The following is a 16,802-nucleotide window of genomic DNA, read 5'->3' as shown; positions in this document are numbered from 1 at the left end:
AATCCTATCCAGCGGTCGCCGGTGACGCGAACAGCTCCGGCTTGACCCGGCGCGCCAGCAGCACCGCCGCGCCCGTCAACGCCGCCTCGATCGCCATCACCGGAATGTGGGCGAAGAACACCAGCTTGGCGGCCGGGATGAACTCCTCGCCCGAGGCGGCGAGCGCAATGCCGACCATGAGCGTGGTCAGCGCAATCGCCAGCGCGCCGCCGGCCGCGCCCCAGATCGCCGCCACCGCCGGAGAGCCGGCCTGGATGCCGGGCCGGCACAGATAGCCGACGATCACCGCCGGCAGCGCGATGTTGAGGGTGTTGACGCCGAGCACGGTGATGCCGCCGAAGCCGAAGAACACCGCCTGCAGCAAGAGCCCGACGAACAGCGCCGGAAACGCCGCCCAGCCGAGCACCAGCCCGGCCAGGCCATTGAGGATGAGGTGCACGCTCGACGGCCCGATCGGCACATGAACGAGCGAGGCGACGAAGAACGTCGCGCTCAGCACTCCGGCGGCGGGGATCCTGTCGGTCGGCATGCGCTTGAGGCCGATGCCGAGTCCCACCACCGCGAGCGCGGTGCCGGCCGCCACCACCGGCATCGACAGCGCGCCATCGACAATATGCATGTCCCCGCCTCCGGTGGTGCTATTTCAAGTCAAGCGCGCGGATCCACAGCACCGCGTCCTGCGATAGATCCTTGCCGTCGTGCTGCTTCACCGGGCCGCTGCCGAGCGCGGCGAAGCCCCAGAAGCCGGCCTTGGGAATGCCGAAGGTGAAGACGCCGTTGGCGTCGGTGATGGCGACGACGGCGCCGCCGGGCGGCGGCGAGGCCTTGGGCTTGCCGGCCTTGCGGGCGGCGATGTCGGGCTCGGCCGCCATGTATTCGATCTCGATCTCGGCGCCTGAGACCGGCTTGCCCTCGGACAGCACCACCCCTGAGAAGGTCGAGCCCGCCAGCACATTGGTCGGCTTGTTGAGCGGCACGATCTCGGTCGGAAGCCCGACCGGCTCATTCCAACCGGTCGGCACGCCGCCCTGGTTGACGAAGGATTTGGTGATCTGCTGGATGAACTTGTCTTCGCTCTTTTCCAGGTAGGGCGCGGGCACCACCACGAAGACGTAGTCGCCCATCCGGCGCACCGGCACCTTGGTCTCGAAGGCCGCCGCCGCATTCTCCGCGCCGCGGAAACTGACCGGGGAGAGCTTCGCCAGCAGGTCGGTCTTCTCGCCCTTGTGGACCACGAAGAACGCCTCGGGCTTGCCCATGTCCATGGCGTGGCCGTTGGCGAACGGATGCCAGAACGCCAGGAGCAGCGGGATTTCGCCGGCCTTCTCCAGATTGACCTCAGGCGTATAGACGAGCTGGAAATGGGCCCTGGCGGGCAGCGCGGCGCACACCGCAACAGCGGCTGCGGCTGCGGCTGCGGCAAGCGCGGATTTCAACACCTTCACGACAACAGTCTCCCAACGAGGGCACGCGGCGCGGCCCTTGCTCCGAAAGGAGACGCTTGGGAGATCAACGGCGCCCGCGGGCGACGTGCCCGCGATGCTGCACGACGCTCACCCCGGCGTCTGACGACAGACCGCTCGCAAGCGAGCGGGTGTGGCAGGTCTCCTGGCTTGCGGATCATCATCTCGCCGAACCTTCCCAGCCCCTCCGGGCCAGTGGTGTTTCTCGGCGATCTTCACCGCTCACAGTTGCGGGGGCAGCCTCGGCATTGCCGCGCGAACGCGACGCACCGTGTTCCCTTTTCATCCCGTTCGGACTCACCGAAGCGGGAACCACGTCTCACCTTAACAACATTCCGCCAGCGCGTCGACGGAAATCTCTCGCAAAAAATTGAAATAGATTAGCGATTTCAAATCGTTATCTGGCATGCCGCAAGCACGGGCCAGCGGAATGCACGCCATCTGAAATCAACGACCGGCTCTATTCGGACCCCTCCGATGCGTCACTCAGACCAAACGGCGTCCCCCCCTCACATCAGGGCGGAAGCCGAGCGGTCGTGTGCAGGAGAGTCCACCGCCGGAGAGTTGCGGGACTCGCAAGCGCACCACCGGGACACCCCGCCCAGGGTCGTCATCGTCGCGGCAGGTCTCCTGGCTCGCGGGTCATCGTCTTTGTCCGGCCTTCCCGGAGCCGATGAGGCTCCAGTGACACGAAGTGGACGCAGACTCGCCGCTCACAGTTGCGGGGGCAGCCCCGGACTTGCCAACGCCACGCGGGCGTTTCGGCGCACCGGATTCCCTCTTGGCCGCGGACCCAACGGGCCCGCAGAACCACGACAGCGCAAGTGTGACGCCTGCCGGCAGGTCAAGTCAACACCTCAAATTCCGACATCGTCTCGAGAGTTTCTGAGGCGGCGCTTGAGCGGGCGCCGATGGCGGCGCGAGTTCGCGCGTCGCCACCGCCCCCGCACCAGCGCCAAACCGCCTGACTCCGTCACCCGAAGATGTCGGTGGTCATGCCGGCATACCAGCCGACCGCCTCGCGCGCCTGCTTCGCACGCAGTTCCTCGCTCTCGTCGCGCTGCGAGGTGTAGGGGTCGAACAGGACGATGCGGCCGTCGCGCGGCTCGTAGCGGCCGCCATTCTTGATCGCATCGCCGGGCGCGATCGTGCTCCAGCAATGATTGGTGAAGCGCACCGGCAGCCGCCGCCCGCCGAGAAACTCGGCGCGGATCAGCATCGCCACCTGCTTCGCCTCGTTGTTGGCGGCGAAGCCCGACTTCGGGAACTCGCCGCCGGTCGCGGCGTCGCCGACGATGTGGATGTGCGGATCGCGCAGCGAAAGCATGGTGGCGGCATCGACCGGGCAGAACCCGCTCTCATCGGCAAGCCCGGCATCGCGGCCGAGCCGGCCGGCCATCTGGGGCGGGACCACATTGACGACGTCGGCCTTGATCGTCTCAAGGTCGGTGGTCACCGTCATCTCGGCCGGGTCGACGCGCTTGAGCCCGCCGTGCATCTTCGGATCCTGCCACTCGATCACCCCGGGATAGTGGCGCACCCAGCCGTCCTCGAACAGCGGCTGCAGCACGAAGTGGTCCTTCACATCGAGGATCACGATGCGGGCGCCGCGCACGCCGCGCGTGGCCAGCGCGTGCGCCATCATCGCCGCGCGCTCGTAGGGTGCCGGCGGACAGCGATAGGGCGTCGGCGGCGCGACGATCACGATCACGCCGCCGTCTCCCACCGCGTCGAGCTGCGCCTTCAGCAGGCGGATCTGGTCGCCGCCGCGCCACGCATGCGGCATGCGTGCCGACGCCGCCTCGGAATAGCCGGGCACCGCATCCCACCGGAAGTCGATGCCGGGCGCGATCACCAGCCGGTCATAGGCCAGCGCGTCGCCGCCCGCGGTCCGCACACGCCGGCGCTCGCGCTCGATCCCGACCACCCGGTCGAACACCAGCCTGACGCCGTGGCCGGCCAGCCGGTCATAGCCGAATTCGAGGCCGGAATAGGGCTTCAGGCCGCCGAGGAACAGATTGGATGTGAACGGCGTGACATAGGTGCGGTTGGCCTCGACCAGCGTCACATCGGCCTTGGCCTCGTCGCGCACCAGATACTTTGCGGCGGTGGCACCGCCCGCCCCGCCGCCAACCACCACCACCTTGAAGCGGCCCTGCGCGATGGCCGGCGCGGCAAGCGCGGCCGCAGCCGCCCCCACCGCGCCGCCGACGAACGTCCGCCGATCGAGCACGACCGCCCTCCCCCGCTCAGCTGAAGATGTCGGCGGTGATGCCGGAATACCAGCCGATGTTCTCCTCGCTGGTCTGGCGGCGGGTCGCGGCGTCCTCGCCGGGCTTGGAGACGAAGCCCTCGATCTCGGTGATCTTGCCGTCCTTCGCTTCGTAGCGGCCGCCGACCTTGATGGTGTCGTCGGTCTCGATCACCGACCAGCAGGTGTTGGCGTAGCGCGCCGGGAAGGTGCGTGCGCCGGCCAGTTCGCCGCGCACCATCATCGCCACCACCTTGGCCTGGCTGTTCGCGGCAAACGCCGATTTCGGCATGGCCCCGGCGATCGAGGCATCGCCGAGCACATAGATGTTGGGGTCGACCATCGATTTCATGTTGGTCGCGTCGATCGGGCAGTAGCCGGTCTCGTTGGCGAGGCCGGCGTCGCGCGCGATGCCGCCGGCCATCTGCGCCGGGATGACATTGACGAGATTGGCCTTGATCGACTCGAGATCCGTGGTCACCGTCATCGTATTGGGATCGACGGCCTTGATACCGCCGTGCATGTTGGGGTCCATCCACTCGATCATGCCGGGGTAGTGCTTCTGCCATCCATCCTGGAACGCCGCCATCTTGGAGAAGCGGTCCTTGGGATCGATGATCACGATGCGCGACTTGGTGTGGCCCTTCGCCTTCAGCACGTGCGCCATGCACGAGGCGCGCTCGTACGGCCCCGGCGGGCAGCGATAGGGGTTGGGCGGCGCAATCATGACGATGGTGGCGCCATCCTCCAGCGCATCGAGCTGCTTCTTGAGCAGTTGCGTCTGTTTCCCCGGCTTCCAGGCGTGCGGCATGATCTCGGCCGCGGCCTCCGACCAGCCCGGAACGGAGTCGAACTTGAGGTCGATGCCCGGCGCCACCACCAGCCGGTCATAGGGAAGCGACTTGCCGTCGGCGAGCTTCACCACGCGCTTGTCGCGATCGATCCCGACCGCCTTCTGGCGGACGTGCTTCACGCCGTAGCTCGCCAGCTTGTAGGGGTGGGTGATCTGCTTCCAGTCCTTGAAGCCGCCGAGATAGAGGTTGGAATGGAAGCAGGTGACGAAGGCCGCGAGCGGCTCGACCAGCGTGACGTCGATCGCGCCCTGCGAATCCTTGGCGACGTACTTCGCCACCGTCGCACCCGCCGGGCCGCCGCCGATGACGACGAGGCGCGGCTTGCCCGCGCCGCGCGCCACCGCCGGCGCGGCGAGAAGGCCTGTGGCGGCGAGCGCGCCTGCGGTGAAGCGACGTCTCGTGATCTGCGTCATGGTCGACCCTCCGTTGGTTCCCGCGTCCCAGTGGTTTCCGCTCCCGGGCGCCGGCTCTGCGGCCGGTCGCCAGTCGTTCCGTCAGTCCGTCTTCGGCACGAGGCTGCCGAAATAGGTGGCCAGCGCCGCGATCTCCTCATCCGTGAACTTGACCGCGATCGAGCGCATCACCGGATTCTCGCGCCGCTTCTCGCGATATTCGGTGAGGATGGCGATGAAGGTCTCCGGCTCCCAGCCGACGATCGAAGGGATGCCGTCGAACCTGCCGCTGAGCTGATGGCAGGTGACGCACTCCGAGGACAGATATTCGCCGAGCTCGCGATCACCGGTGCGCAGGGCCTCCCCCGCGGCCACCTGGGTCGCGAGCACCGCCAGAACACCGATGCCTCCGACCAGCCTCATTCGACCCGCGGCCCCTTGCCTTCTTCCGGCGTGACATCGATCGCCCGCGCGCGGCCGATGATCTTCGGCTCGCCCGGCGCGCACGCGCTCATGCACGGCTGCCTCTTCCAGAACGCCTTCTCCGACACCTCGCGGTCGTCGTCGAAGAAGTTCGCCTCGTTCGGCAGCCTGACCTTCGGAAACGTCTCCTCCGACAGCACGAAGTCCTGGTCGGTGATCACGTCGTTGAGGAGCAGCAGATAGGCGGTGACGGCGTAGAGCTCGTCATTGGTGAGCGATTGGGCATCACCGAACGGCATCGCACGGCGAATGTAGTCGATCACGGTGGAAGCATACGGCCAGTAGGAGCCGATGGTCTTGACCGGATCGTGGCCCGCCAGCGAGCCGGCGCCGCCGGCCAGGACCGGCCAACGGCCCGTGCTCTCGCCGAACTCGCCGTGGCACGCAGCACATTTCGCGACGAAGATCTCCTCGCCGGCGCGCGCCGTGCCGCGGCCCTTCGGCAGGCCCTGCCCGTCGGGGCGGATGTCGATGTCCCAGCCGGCGATCTCCTCCGGTCTTGCTTCGCGCCCGACGCCGTAGTGGACCGGCGCCGCCTTGGCCGGCGCCGCGGCTGCCGCAACGGCGGCCGGCTTGGCGCCCGGCTTCGGCGCGCTTTCCGCGTTGGCGACGCCGATCCCGGCGAGCGCGAGCAGCGCGAGCGCAGCGGCGAACTCACGCGACCTCGACATTTTCCACCTCGCCGCTCGGCAGCACCCGCCACGTCTGGATGCCGTTGTTGTGGTAGATCGAGTTGAGGCCGCGCACCTTCCGCAACTCGTCCTTGGTCGGCTGGACGTAGCCGGTCTCGTCCATGGCCCGCGACTGCACGAACATCTCGCGGCCGTCCCAGTCGAACTCGGCATAGAAGCGGGCCATCGACTTGTCGAACACCGGCCCGTCGAGCCGCGCTGTGCGCCAGTTGCGGCCGCCGTCGAGCGAGACGTCGACACGCGCGATCTTGCCACGCCCCGACCACGCGATGCCCGACAGCACCGTGAAGCCCTTGCCCTGCTTGAGCGGCGCCTGCGGGCTCGGACTGGTGATCACCGACTTCGCATCCATCACATAGGTGAAGCGGCGCGCCCGGCCGTTCTCCAAAAGGTCGGTGTATTTCGAGGTTTCCTCGCGGTGGTGCCAGGGCTGGTCGCCGACCTCGATGCGCCGGAGCCACTTCACCCACATGTTGGCTTCCCAGCCCGGCACCACGATGCGCACGGGATACCCGTTCTCCGGGCGCAGCATCTCGCCATTCATGCGATAGGCGATCAGGCAGTCGTCGAGCGCCTTGGCGAGCGGCAGCGAACGCGTCATCACCGCCGCGTCGCCGCCCTCGATCAGAAGCCACTTGGCATTCGGCTTGAGGCCGGCCTCCTCCAGCAGGATCTTCAGCGGCACGCCGGTGTACATCACATTGTGGATCATGCCGTGCGTGAACTGGCAGCCATTGAGCTGCGCGCCGCGCCATTCCATGCCCGAATTCGCCGCGCATTCGGCGAAATAGACCCGGTTGGTCCGCGGCAGGCGCTTGATGTCGTCGAGCGTGAACACCAGCGGCTTGTCGACGAGGCCGTGCAGGATCAACCGCCAGTCGTCCGGGTCGACCTCGGCGATGCCGCCATGATGGCGCTCGAAGCACAGGCCGTTCGGCGTGATGATGCCGTCGAGCTCGTGCAGCGGCGTGAACGACACCGAACTCTCGCGCGAGGCGGTGAGCCACTCGACATCGCGGCGGATGACGCCGGCCTCGTACCTGGAGGGCTTGCCATAGGCGCGCACCGCCACGCCATCGCCGAGCATGCGGCTCCACTCGGGCACGTTGGGCGGCTGGTTCGCGGGGTTTCCCGGCCCGGCGGCCGCAGCGCGCGGCAGCGTGATCGCGCCGCCAGCGGCGAGCGCGGTCCCGAGCAGTCCGCGTCGCGAAACCTGGTTGCTCTTGTTCTTCTCACTCGACATGCGCCGCTCCGATCGGGGATTCGAAACCAGCCTCACAGAACCCTGACATTGCCGGCGCCATTCGGCGCGACGGTCTTGTTGCGGGCGAGATGGGCGAACACCACGTCCCAGATCGGCGGGCCCTCGGTTCCCTCGTTCACGCTCGCCCAGCCGGCGACGACATAATCCCTGTTCGGATCGAGCGGGGCGCCGGTGCGGGTGAGACGGAGATCGTTGATGCGCGCGCCGATCGGCTTCGCCACGTCGATCGCATAGGTGAGCCCGCCGACGCGCACCATGTCGCCGCCCTGCTGAAGGTAGGGGTCGGGATTGAAGATGTTGTCGGCGACATCCTCCAGCACCTCCTTCAGCCGGGCGCCGCTCATCGTCATGCGGTACGCGGCCGGATACGACATGGCGGTGGCGTTGTAGACATCCTCGCGGGTGATCGCCTGCCCCGGCAGCAGGCTCGCTCCCCAGCGGAAGCCGGGCGACAGCGCGATTTCGGCATCGCGCTCGGCAAGCAGCGCGTCGCAGATCACATCGTCGAGCGTGCCGTTGAAATTGCCGCGGCGATAGAGCGTCGTCTCGGTCCGCCCCACCACCTCCGCCAGCATCGCCTCGTGCGGCGCGCGCAGGCGCGCGATCGCCGCCGCCATCGTCGGGTCGGGTGAGATGGCATCGGCAAACACCGGGATCAGCCGGTAGCGATAGCCTGCGACCTTGCCGCCCTTCACGTCGAGGTCGAGCCGCGAGACGAACTTGCCGTGGCTGCCCGAGGCGATCAGCAGGGTCTCGCCGACCTTGATCGGCGCCGGCAGCGCATCGTGGGTGTGCCCGGTGAGGATGACGTCGAGGCCGGTGACGCGGCTTGCCAGCTTGCGGTCGACGTCGAAGCCGTTGTGGGACAGCAGCACCACGAGCTGCGCCCCCTCGGCGCGCACCTTGTCGACCTCGGCCTGCAGCTCCTTCTCGCGGATGCCGAACGTCCAGTTCGGGATCATCCAGCGCGGATTGGCGATCGGCGTGTAGGGAAGCGCCTGCCCGATCACCGCGACCTTGACGCCGCCGCGCTCGAAGGTGGCGGACGCCTTGAATACCTCGTCCTGGAACTCGCTCTCGCGCACGTTCTGGCACAGGAACGGATAGCCGAGCTGATCGACGATCTCCTTCACCCGCGCTTCGCCCAGCGTGAACTCCCAATGCGCGGTCATGGCGTCCGGCTTCAGCAGCGCCATGCAGTCCACCATGTCCTGGCCCTTGGTGGCCATCGAGGTGTAGGAGTTCGTCCAGGTGTCGCCGCCGTCGAGCAGCAGCATGTTGCTGCCCCGCTCGGCGCGGATCGCCGCAACCACGGTGGCGATGCGGTCGAGACCGCCGACCCGGCCATAGGCCTTGGCCAGCGCCTCGAAGTCCTGGTCGGTGAGCGCGTGCGCCAGCGCACTGCCCTTCGGCACCCCGAACGCCTCAAGCAGCGCCGCACCGGTGACGTGCGGCGGAATGCCCGCCGCGGCGCCGACGCCGAGATTGACGGTCGGCTCGCGAAAGAAGATCGGCTTCAGCTGCGCATGAATGTCGGTGACATGGACCAGCGTGACGTTGCCGAGCGGCTCGAAGGCCAGGAGTTCGTTCTGCGTCAGGCGCTGCTGCGCGAAGGCGCGCGACCACTCGCCGGGCGCTGCGAGGCCGCCGCTGACGGCCGCGGTCGCCGCCGCAAGCTGCAGGAACTCCCGTCGTGTCGCCATGCACGCATCCTCCCGTCCACCCGCGTCAACGGGTGGCGAACCCTTGTTCGCAAATTCGTCGTTCGGTGGAGCGTCGCCGCGGCTTGGATCAACCCTTTGGATCATCCCTCGGGCAATCCCTTGGGCCGCGGCTCGCATCAGCTCACGGTCAGCGTTTCCTCGCCGACGATCTTCGAGCCGTCGTCGTCGATCCAGGTCAGCACGACCTTGCCCGACTCCTTCGCCTTGAACTTGAACTGCATGTAGGGATTGGCGGAGATTGCCGGCTCCAGGTCGCAGGCGAAGACCAGCTTGCCGTTCACCTCGCAGGTGAAGCGGTTGATGATCTTGCGCGGGATGACGTTGCCGTCCTTGTCGCGGCGCTGGCCGGACTCCATGATGTGGGCGACGAGCGCCTTGACCTCGATCAGGTCGCCGGCCTTGGCTTCCTTCTTGTCGAGGCGGATGCGCGGGCGCGGTGCGGGTGTCGACATTGGTTCGCTCCCTGTCCTGTTCCGGTCAGCCGCCGCAGCCGCCGATGGTCACCTTGACCTGCCGCGTGTCCGAGAAGAACGAGCCGTCGTTCATCTTGGCGATCGCGACCACGTTCTGGGTCTGGGCGAGGCGGATGCGGGTCGAGGCTTCCGCGACGCCCGAGTCCGGCGTGAAGTGGAATGTCGCCACGCCGCCGCGCGGATTGCCTTCGGCAACCACCAGCACCGCGACCACATGGGCGTCGGCGGTCATCGGGCTGTCGACCGTGAATGCCAGCGGCACGGTGTTGCCGTTCTCGGCGATGTCCGGCAGATCGAGCTTCACCTTGCCCGTGGCGACCGATGCGCCACCGGTGAATGCCTTGATCAAATCCTCGGCATCATTCTTGGCGGCGGCCGGCCGCGGCATGCCCAGCAGGGCTCCGCCGATCACCGCACCACCGAGCACGAGCGCGCCGCGCCGGGTCGTCGACATCGTCATCGCGTTCTCCTCCCGTCTCGCCGGAGGCACGGGCCCTTCTGGCGGCGGGCGCAGGCACCCGCCAGGGACGCGCGGCGCGAGCGCACCGTCGTCACACCGTGTCTTCCCCGAAACATTCGTATTTTTGCATTTTCGTAGCCGGTCCGTCGCGGTTAGGCAATAGCGCCGAAAGACGAATTTGGAACTTCCTTATGCTGCAGCGCCGAAATTCGACGGGACATTTCTTTCGCAGCGCAAAATTGGGAACGAATATTCTCCTTGAACTGCTTCAAATAGTCGCGCCATCTTTCCATTCGCATATTGGGATATATGCTCCCGGTTATGGCTGCGGCACCACGAACCGGCACGAACCGGCGCGGCCACGCTCGGGAGGATGCATGCGGACTACGGCAACGATGGCCCTCGCCGTCGCCCTGTCGATCGGGGGCGGCTTCCTGGACTGCGGCAGCGCACGGGCACAGGGTTCGCCCGGCGACGACGCCGACAAGACGCTCGAAAAATACCGGGCGATGATCTCCGACCCGATGTCGAACCCGGGCTATCTCGCGGTCGATGCCGGCGAGGCGTTGTGGTCGATGCCACGCGGCACGAAGAACGCCTCGCTCGAGACCTGCGATCTCGGCGAGGGGCCAGGCAAGCTCGACGGCGCCTATGCCAAGATGCCGCGCTACTTCGCCGACACCGACAGGGTGATGGACGCCGAGTCGCGCATCCTGTGGTGCATGGAGACGATCCAGGGCTTCGATACCACGGCGATCCGCAAGAAGCCGTTCGCCAGCTCCGGCGGCAACCCGGCCACCGAGATCGAAGCCCTCGTCGCCTTCGTCGCCAACCGCTCCAACGGGCACGTCTATGCCGCCAAGATGGAGCACCCCAAGGAGCGCGAGATGGTGGCGCTCGGCGAGGCGCTGTTCTTCCGCCGCGCCAGCGTCAACGACTTCTCCTGCCAGACCTGCCACGGCCAGGAGGGCCAGCGCATTCGCCTGCAGAAGCTGCCGCATTTCGACACGCCCAGGGACGCCCAGGCCACGATGGGCTCGTGGCCGACCTATCGCGTGTCGCAGGCCTCGCTGCGCACCATGCAGCACCGGCTTTGGGACTGCTACTGGCAGATGCGCATGCCGGACGTCGGCTACACCTCCGACGTGACGATCGCGCTCACCGCGTACCTGACCAAGAAGGCCGAGGGCGGCAAGATCGAAGTGCCGTCGATCAAGCGTTGAGGAGCCTGCGATGATCCGGACCATTCTCGCGGCGCTCTGTGCCGCAGCCTTCGCCCCTGTCGTCACCGCCCACGCCGCCGACGCCATCGACCCCGCCCGTGTCGAGCGCGCGGTCGCCGAGGCTTGGCGCAACCTGCCGCCCGACCTTCAGGCCCGTGTCGAGCAGGACGAGACGATGCGCCTGTGCTCGCAGTACCATAACGCCCCACCGCCCGAGGTCGCTGCGGCGATCCTGGCGCGCGAGAAGAAGAACATCGCCTACCCGGCCGATGGCAAATTCCTCGGCGATTGGAAGAAGGGCGAGGCCTCGGCGCTGTCCGGCTTCGGCGGCCGCATGGGCGACGATCCCAAGCGCGCCAATGGCGGCAATTGCTACGCCTGCCATCAGCTCGCGCCGACCGAGATCAGCTACGGCACGCTCGGCCCGAGTCTCCTCGGCTACGGCAAGCTGAAGGGCACGAGCGAGGCGGCACAGAAGGAGGTCTTTGAGCGCATCTACAACGCCCAGAGCGCGCTCGCCTGCTCGACCATGCCGCGGTTCGGCCACAACGGCTTCCTCACCGTCCAGCAGATCACCGACGCCGTGGCGTTCCTGCTCGACCCGGATTCGCCGGTGAACAAGTGAAGCGCGGTCTGGAGCATTTTCCGCAAAAGTGGGACCCGGCTTTGCGACAGAAAATGCGACAAGACAGAAACGCAGAGCATTCGCTCGATCCAGCCAGATCGGCGGATGCTCTAGAGCCCCTGCGTGCGCAGATACTCGCGCAGGGGGCCGGTCTCGTAGGCCTTGTCGGCGACGAACCGGAACAGCGCGAGGAACTGCGGCGGCTCGAGATAGCCCTGGGCGCGCGCCACCTCGCGCTCGCGCGGCTTCTTGCCGGCGAGGCCCTCGGCGCTTTGCGGAAAGAACTGGAAGGTCGGCGTGTAGCGCACGCCGTACTTCTCGGCCAGCGCTTTCTCGGTCAGCTTGGCGCCGTCGAAATCGACCACCTCGCGCTGGCCGGTGACGTTGAGCTGCAGCACATCGAAGCGCGTTCGCACGAACTCGGCGATCGCCGGATCGCCGAAGTTCTTGACGTGGGTCTCGCGGCAATAGGGACAGCCGCGCAGCTCCCACATGATGGCGAAGCGCTTGCCGGCTGCCGTCGCGGCGGCGAGGTCGTCGCTCAGTTCCAGCAGGCTGTGCAGGAACCAGTCCTGCGTGAGCAGACCGTCCTCGGTGACGAGCGGTTCGGCACGGAGCGTGCCGGCGAACGGCAGCAGCGAGGCGGCGAGAACGGCGCGGCGCGAGAGCATGGGTGGGGGCTCCTCGTGACGATGGCATGGAAGGTAGAGTGCACGCGCCGGCCCCGCAACCATCGGATTGCCGCGGCCTTCGCGCTGTGTGCGCTGCTCGCGTTCTCACCGCAGCGCGCGGCGATCGCCGAGACCGCTGGCATCGGAATCGCCACTGCTCCGCCGGTGCTCGCCGCGCTGCGAACGGCGGCCGACCATATCCGCACCGAGAATGTCGATCTCGCGGCGCTGGCGCTCGAGCGCCTCGAGGCAGCGGCCGGGACGGATCCAGTGGCCGGCGAAGCGCGTGAGGCGCTGCGCGCCCTCGATGCCGGCGACCTCGCCCGTGCAAGCGCGCTCATTGCCGGCATCGCCGACGAGCTGGCGAAGCGGCGGCAGGACGCCGGCCAGCCGCTGTTCGCCGACTGTATCCGCGCCGCGAGCCGCGCCTTCACCGCGCTCGATTCATATCGCAATGCGCCGCCCGGCCCCGCCACGCGCGACGCCGCCGCGGCCACCGCGGCAGCACTGAAACGCTGCAACGCCGAGGCGGCCCCGGCCGTCTCGACCGACCCCGACTTCCGCCGCTCGGTCGACAGCGCCCTCGCCTCGCTGGCGCGGATTCCGGGTGCGGTCGAGGCCGGCGACGGCGAGCTGCTGTATCGTCTGCTGATCGAGCTGAAGGCGTATGACCGGCTGCTGATGCTGCGCTTCGGATAGGGTTCAGCCGATCCGCCCGAGCGCCGGCACGAGGTCGAGCAGCCAGCCGCCGACATCGGCCATGGTGCGCGTGAAGATCAGAACGCCGGTGACGATCAGCAGCACGCCGACCACCTTCTCGATCGCGCCGAGGTGCCGGCGGAAGCGCGCGAGGAAGCCCAGGAACGGCCGCACGAACGCGGCGGCGGCAAGGAACAGCACGCCGATGCCGAGCGCATAGCCGCCAAGCAGCAGCGCGCCGCGCGCCGCCGTATCCTCGGCGCCGGCGATCATCAGGATCGAGGCCAGCACCGGCCCGACGCAGGGCGTCCAGCCGAACGCGAAGGCGAGGCCGAGCACGAAGGCGCCGAACAGCCCCACCGGCTTGGCGTTGGTGGCGAACCGCGCCTCGCGATAGAGCAGCGGAATGCGAAACACGCCGACGAAATGAAGTCCGAACACCACGATCACCACACCCGCGACCCGGGACAGGATCGCCACATGATCGAGCAGGACCTGGCCAATGACCGATGCGCTCGCCCCCAGCGCCACGAACACCGCCGAGAATCCGAGCACGAAGGCAAGCGCACGGATCACAGCGCGCCGCGCCGTGCCGGCCGGCGGCGCCTCCGCCGTCATCTCGGCGAGCGAGGCCCCGGCAAGCCATGTGAGATAGGGTGGTACGAGCGGCAGGATGCAGGGCGACAGAAAGGACAGCAGGCCCGCGGCGAACGCCGCCGCCAGGTTCACGTCCAGCGACATTGAAGCCCTCCCCCGCCGTAGCGCCCGCGCGTCACATCGGCTAATCTTGCATGAATTCAGATATTGCGATGACTTGGCCCATCCGTCGATCCCCACTCTTCGCTGCGCCGCACACGCGGCGTGCTCTGCTTGTGTGCGCCGCGCTTCTGCTCGCGGGCGCGATCGGTTCGGCGCGGGCGGCCGAGCTGCTCTATGTCCACGACACCGGCTGCCCCTATTGCCGCGCGTTCGACGAGCAGGTGCGCCCGGCCTATGGCAAGACACCGGAAGGCCGCCGCGCGCCGCTGCGCCAGGTGGAGTTCCGCAGCACCGATCTCGCGGCCTTCGCGCTGAAGCGGCCGGTGCGCTACACGCCGACCTTCATACTGGTCGAGGGCGGCACCGAGATCGGCCGCATCGAGGGCTTTCCCGGCGACGAGTTCTTCTGGAGCCGCCTCGGCCAACTGCTCGAATCGGTGCCGTGATGTCCGGCCCCCTCGCTGCGCCCTCACGCGTGAGCCGCCTCCTCGTCGCCCGGCGGAACGTCGACATCGCCGAACTGCTGTCGCACGCGCGCGATGCCAGCGAGCTTCTGAAAGCGCTGTCGCACGAATCCCGCCTCGTCATCCTGTGCCTGCTGGCCGAGGGCGACAAATCGGTGAGCGAGCTTGCCGAGATTCTGGATCAGCGTCAGCCGGCAGTGTCGCAGCAGCTCGCCCGTCTCAAGGCCGATCACCTCGTCCAGGCGCGACGGATGGGGACCCACATCCATTATTCGCTGGCCCGCGAGGAGGTGCGCGACATCATCCTCGCTCTGCACGGAGCGTTCTGCCGCCCGGCGCCCGCGCCGCAGATCGACGATCCGGGGATCTAAGGCATTCTCCGCAAATACGGGAGCCAGTCTTGCGAAAGAGAATGCGAAAGCTCGCAACCTCGACCGGCTACTCGGCCGGGCGCGGGCTCGCCACCACCGGGGCCTCGTCGGCGTCGAGCAGCCGGTCGGTGATGCCGGCCGCAGCCCAGATCGCGATCAGCGTCACCCAGGCGGTCACCGCGAAGATGGCGCCGCCCGAGACGCCGGCGCCGACCGCACAACCGCCGGCCAGCATGCCGCCGAAGCCCATCAGCACCGCGCCTGCGATGTAGCGGCGCATGCTCTGGCCGTCGCGGAAGCCGACCAGCTCGAATTCGCGGAACAGCAGGGCTGCGGCGAGCGAGCCGAGGAACACCCCCGGCACCAGCCCGATGTCGAAGTTCCACATCATGCGTGTCTGGTCGAGCACGAACATCAGCGTGTCGGCGGACGGGCCGGTGAAGGTGATGCTGGTCAGGCGCACCGGCGCGAAGCTGGCCTGCGACACCAGATAGGTGAACAGCCAGCCGAGCGCGACCGCGCCGCCCACGCCCGAGGCCGTGAACCACATGCCCCACGGCAGCCGGCTGCGCAGGGCGTAGGCGTAGGCTGCGCCGCACCAGACGAGCCCGAAGGCCAGCGCATGGCGGTGGTCGAGCCCGAGCACGACCAGCAGATCGCGCGCGCCCGCGCCGTCGATGGTCCACCAGCCGGTGATCGCCTCGCGCAGCGGCGCCAGTGCGCCGCGCATCGCCGACTGCGCGGCGACCGCCATCACCAGACCGGACAGCAGCGCGCGCAGATTGCCGGTGGCCGACAGCACCAGCAGCCGGCTGGCGCACCCGCGCGTCATGATCATGCCGGCGCCGAAGCACAACCCGCCGATGGCCGCGCCCGACAGGCTGCCGCGCTGGGCAAGCTGGCGCGCCTCCGACACATCCAGCGCGCCGGACAGGATCAGCGCCTGCGTCCATACCACCGCGGTTGCAAACGCCATCAGCCAGACCGCGACCTTGCGGTCGACGTGGCCGTGCCAGAACTCGATCGCCGCCGCGCGCAGGCAGAACCGGCTGCGTTGCGCCACAAAGCCGAACATGGCGCCGATGACGAGCCCACCGAGTGCGAGCAGCCCGCCCTCTCCCAACCGATCGATCGCAGCGGTCAGATCCATGCATCCCCCTGTTCGGGGATGATCATACCACACCGGCACAACGGGCAAGCTCGTGATCCCACGTCATGCGCGCCGGCTGAAGCGCTTGGCGCCACGAGCCGGGGCGTTTCGTTGAGCCTCGGCGCGGCCTGAAACACGGGTGCGGGTCGAAAGCGGGCCTTGACGCGGGTTGCGGGATCAACCGGAAACCGGATGACAGGCCGCCACTGTGACAAAGTCACCGCACATCGCCGATCGATCGACTACGACCCTTTCCAGCACATTTTCAGACCCATCGAGCGAAGGCCGCCGGTGAAGAAGGCGCTGCGATGAAAACATCCCCGGTCTTCACCAATTCCTGCAGCCCCCGGCTGAAAACACGACAGAGGAGATGGAGAGCTGGTACCAGGCGCCGGCCAACAAGGATTGGAGCATTTCCCGGCCAAGTGGATACCGGTTGCGCGAAAGAAAATGCGACAACTTAAGAACTTGGAGAGTCCGCTTGATCCAATCAGATCGGATATTGCTCCAAGCGACGGGCTGACCTTTCGCCGCCGTGACAGCCGTCTGACGCTCGGGCGGTCTTCCGAACGGAACCCGCCGGTATCGTGATCGGGATTACGAGTCGATCGGCCTTCACACCCTCATCCCTGATCTTCGGATCGATCGTCTTCAATCGGCCGTAGATCCGGCAACCATTCTGCGCGCATAGGACACGCAGCCCCGGCCAGCCCGCGGCCCCCCCTCCGCGGCGACGGCAGCGACATCTGCGGGCGCCAGGGACTGTTGCCGGCCTTGCCTCGCC

General features: G+C 67.8%; 18 protein-coding genes and 2 riboswitches. Of the genes, 5 read left to right on the top strand and 13 right to left on the bottom strand.

Features of this window, described 5'->3' with window-relative positions; translation table 11 throughout:
* Positions 1-4 precede the first annotated feature (4 nt).
* The 10 genes from cbiM to soxY form a co-directional block, all read right to left on the bottom strand.
* Complete coding sequence (cbiM, locus tag BLTE_RS03460; protein ID WP_126397659.1) at positions 5-619, bottom strand: cobalt transporter CbiM; 615 nt, start codon at positions 617-619, stop codon at positions 5-7.
* 19 nt (positions 620-638) lie between these two features.
* Positions 639-1,445 carry a DUF4198 domain-containing protein gene (locus BLTE_RS03455; protein WP_126397657.1) on the bottom strand — a complete coding sequence of 269 codons (807 nt, stop codon included), beginning with the start codon at positions 1,443-1,445 and terminating at the stop codon, positions 639-641.
* Between the two features lie 136 nt (positions 1,446-1,581).
* Positions 1,582-1,795, bottom strand: a riboswitch (cobalamin riboswitch).
* A gap of 271 nt (positions 1,796-2,066) precedes the next feature.
* A riboswitch (cobalamin riboswitch) is annotated at positions 2,067-2,293 on the bottom strand.
* A 143-nt stretch (positions 2,294-2,436) separates the two neighbouring features.
* The gene (locus tag BLTE_RS03450; protein WP_126397650.1) at positions 2,437-3,696 is read right to left on the bottom strand and encodes an NAD(P)/FAD-dependent oxidoreductase; all 1,260 of its coding nucleotides are present in this window, start codon (positions 3,694-3,696) and stop codon (positions 2,437-2,439) included.
* Positions 3,697-3,712: 16 nt separating this feature from the next.
* Positions 3,713-4,981 (bottom strand): NAD(P)/FAD-dependent oxidoreductase, encoded by a 1,269-nt coding sequence (locus BLTE_RS03445; protein ID WP_126397648.1) that lies wholly within the window; start codon positions 4,979-4,981, stop codon positions 3,713-3,715.
* 81 nt (positions 4,982-5,062) lie between these two features.
* Positions 5,063-5,383, bottom strand: a complete 321-nt coding sequence (locus BLTE_RS03440; protein WP_244600094.1) for a c-type cytochrome — start codon at positions 5,381-5,383, stop codon at positions 5,063-5,065.
* The gene (locus BLTE_RS03435; RefSeq protein ID WP_126397645.1) at positions 5,380-6,114 is read right to left on the bottom strand and encodes a c-type cytochrome; all 735 of its coding nucleotides are present in this window, start codon (positions 6,112-6,114) and stop codon (positions 5,380-5,382) included. The genes BLTE_RS03440 and BLTE_RS03435 overlap by 4 nt, the downstream gene beginning before the upstream one ends.
* Complete coding sequence (gene soxC, locus BLTE_RS03430; protein WP_126397643.1) at positions 6,098-7,378, bottom strand: sulfite dehydrogenase; 1,281 nt, start codon at positions 7,376-7,378, stop codon at positions 6,098-6,100. The genes BLTE_RS03435 and soxC overlap by 17 nt, the downstream gene beginning before the upstream one ends.
* Before the next feature lie 32 nt (positions 7,379-7,410).
* Positions 7,411-9,102, bottom strand: a complete 1,692-nt coding sequence (soxB, locus tag BLTE_RS03425) for a thiosulfohydrolase SoxB (RefSeq protein WP_126397641.1) — start codon at positions 9,100-9,102, stop codon at positions 7,411-7,413.
* 137 nt (positions 9,103-9,239) lie between these two features.
* Positions 9,240-9,575: a thiosulfate oxidation carrier complex protein SoxZ gene (gene soxZ, locus BLTE_RS03420; protein ID WP_126397639.1), complete on the bottom strand. Its 336-nt coding sequence runs from the start codon at positions 9,573-9,575 to the stop codon at positions 9,240-9,242.
* A 25-nt stretch (positions 9,576-9,600) separates the two neighbouring features.
* Positions 9,601-10,050: a thiosulfate oxidation carrier protein SoxY gene (soxY, locus tag BLTE_RS03415; RefSeq protein WP_126402026.1), complete on the bottom strand. Its 450-nt coding sequence runs from the start codon at positions 10,048-10,050 to the stop codon at positions 9,601-9,603.
* Between the two features lie 383 nt (positions 10,051-10,433).
* Here soxY and soxA point away from each other — a divergent pair, with 383 nt between their 5' ends.
* Together soxA and soxX are read left to right on the top strand one after the other, a co-directional pair.
* Positions 10,434-11,279 (top strand): sulfur oxidation c-type cytochrome SoxA, encoded by an 846-nt coding sequence (soxA, locus tag BLTE_RS03410; RefSeq protein WP_126397637.1) that lies wholly within the window; start codon positions 10,434-10,436, stop codon positions 11,277-11,279.
* Between the two features lie 10 nt (positions 11,280-11,289).
* Positions 11,290-11,904: a sulfur oxidation c-type cytochrome SoxX gene (gene soxX / locus BLTE_RS03405; RefSeq protein ID WP_126397635.1), complete on the top strand. Its 615-nt coding sequence runs from the start codon at positions 11,290-11,292 to the stop codon at positions 11,902-11,904.
* Positions 11,905-12,014: 110 nt separating this feature from the next.
* Here the strand turns inward: soxX and BLTE_RS03400 are convergent, their stop codons facing one another.
* Positions 12,015-12,575, bottom strand: a complete 561-nt coding sequence (locus tag BLTE_RS03400; RefSeq protein WP_126397633.1) for a thioredoxin family protein — start codon at positions 12,573-12,575, stop codon at positions 12,015-12,017.
* Between the two features lie 15 nt (positions 12,576-12,590).
* On the opposite strand from BLTE_RS03400, the gene BLTE_RS03395 reads away from it, so the two are divergent.
* Positions 12,591-13,274, top strand: coding sequence for a hypothetical protein (locus BLTE_RS03395; protein ID WP_126397631.1), 684 nt, complete (start codon positions 12,591-12,593; stop codon positions 13,272-13,274).
* Positions 13,275-13,277: 3 nt separating this feature from the next.
* Here BLTE_RS03395 and BLTE_RS03390 read toward each other — a convergent pair whose 3' ends face one another.
* Complete coding sequence (locus tag BLTE_RS03390; RefSeq protein ID WP_126397629.1) at positions 13,278-14,015, bottom strand: cytochrome c biogenesis CcdA family protein; 738 nt, start codon at positions 14,013-14,015, stop codon at positions 13,278-13,280.
* A 131-nt stretch (positions 14,016-14,146) separates the two neighbouring features.
* Between BLTE_RS03390 and BLTE_RS03385 the strand changes: the two genes are divergently transcribed.
* Together BLTE_RS03385 and BLTE_RS03380 are read left to right on the top strand one after the other, a co-directional pair.
* Positions 14,147-14,479, top strand: a complete 333-nt coding sequence (locus tag BLTE_RS03385; RefSeq protein WP_244600093.1) for a thioredoxin family protein — start codon at positions 14,147-14,149, stop codon at positions 14,477-14,479.
* On the top strand, positions 14,479-14,868 hold the full coding sequence (locus BLTE_RS03380; protein WP_126397627.1) for an ArsR/SmtB family transcription factor: 390 nt from the start codon (positions 14,479-14,481) through the stop codon (positions 14,866-14,868). The genes BLTE_RS03385 and BLTE_RS03380 overlap by 1 nt, the downstream gene beginning before the upstream one ends.
* Positions 14,869-14,935: 67 nt before the next feature.
* Here the strand turns inward: BLTE_RS03380 and BLTE_RS03375 are convergent, their stop codons facing one another.
* Positions 14,936-16,018, bottom strand: coding sequence for a YeeE/YedE family protein (locus BLTE_RS03375; protein WP_126397625.1), 1,083 nt, complete (start codon positions 16,016-16,018; stop codon positions 14,936-14,938).
* Positions 16,019-16,802 lie beyond the last annotated feature (784 nt).

The organism is Blastochloris tepida, from assembly GCF_003966715.1.
In the GTDB taxonomy this organism is placed as follows: Bacteria; Pseudomonadota; Alphaproteobacteria; order Rhizobiales; family Xanthobacteraceae; genus Blastochloris; species Blastochloris tepida.
The sequence above is the reverse complement of the archived record's forward strand: the minus strand, read 5'-3'. Positions and strand labels throughout refer to the sequence as shown.

Bases quoted from the DNA above. Each gene is read 5' to 3' on its own strand.
- soxC (WP_126397643.1), bottom strand. From the start codon at position 7,378: ATGTCGAGTGAGAAGAACAAGAGCAACCAGGTTTCGCGACGCGGACTG.
- BLTE_RS03380 (WP_126397627.1), top strand. From the start codon at position 14,479: ATGTCCGGCCCCCTCGCTGCGCCCTCACGCGTGAGCCGCCTCCTCGTC.
- BLTE_RS03435 (WP_126397645.1), bottom strand. From the start codon at position 6,114: ATGTCGAGGTCGCGTGAGTTCGCCGCTGCGCTCGCGCTGCTCGCGCTC.
- soxB (WP_126397641.1), bottom strand. From the start codon at position 9,102: ATGGCGACACGACGGGAGTTCCTGCAGCTTGCGGCGGCGACCGCGGCC.
- BLTE_RS03440 (WP_244600094.1), bottom strand. From the start codon at position 5,383: ATGAGGCTGGTCGGAGGCATCGGTGTTCTGGCGGTGCTCGCGACCCAG.
- soxA (WP_126397637.1), top strand. From the start codon at position 10,434: ATGCGGACTACGGCAACGATGGCCCTCGCCGTCGCCCTGTCGATCGGG.
- soxY (WP_126402026.1), bottom strand. From the start codon at position 10,050: ATGTCGACGACCCGGCGCGGCGCGCTCGTGCTCGGTGGTGCGGTGATC.
- BLTE_RS03445 (WP_126397648.1), bottom strand. From the start codon at position 4,981: ATGACGCAGATCACGAGACGTCGCTTCACCGCAGGCGCGCTCGCCGCC.
- cbiM (WP_126397659.1), bottom strand. From the start codon at position 619: ATGCATATTGTCGATGGCGCGCTGTCGATGCCGGTGGTGGCGGCCGGC.
- BLTE_RS03375 (WP_126397625.1), bottom strand. From the start codon at position 16,018: ATGGATCTGACCGCTGCGATCGATCGGTTGGGAGAGGGCGGGCTGCTC.
- BLTE_RS03400 (WP_126397633.1), bottom strand. From the start codon at position 12,575: ATGCTCTCGCGCCGCGCCGTTCTCGCCGCCTCGCTGCTGCCGTTCGCC.
- soxX (WP_126397635.1), top strand. From the start codon at position 11,290: ATGATCCGGACCATTCTCGCGGCGCTCTGTGCCGCAGCCTTCGCCCCT.
- BLTE_RS03390 (WP_126397629.1), bottom strand. From the start codon at position 14,015: ATGTCGCTGGACGTGAACCTGGCGGCGGCGTTCGCCGCGGGCCTGCTG.
- soxZ (WP_126397639.1), bottom strand. From the start codon at position 9,575: ATGTCGACACCCGCACCGCGCCCGCGCATCCGCCTCGACAAGAAGGAA.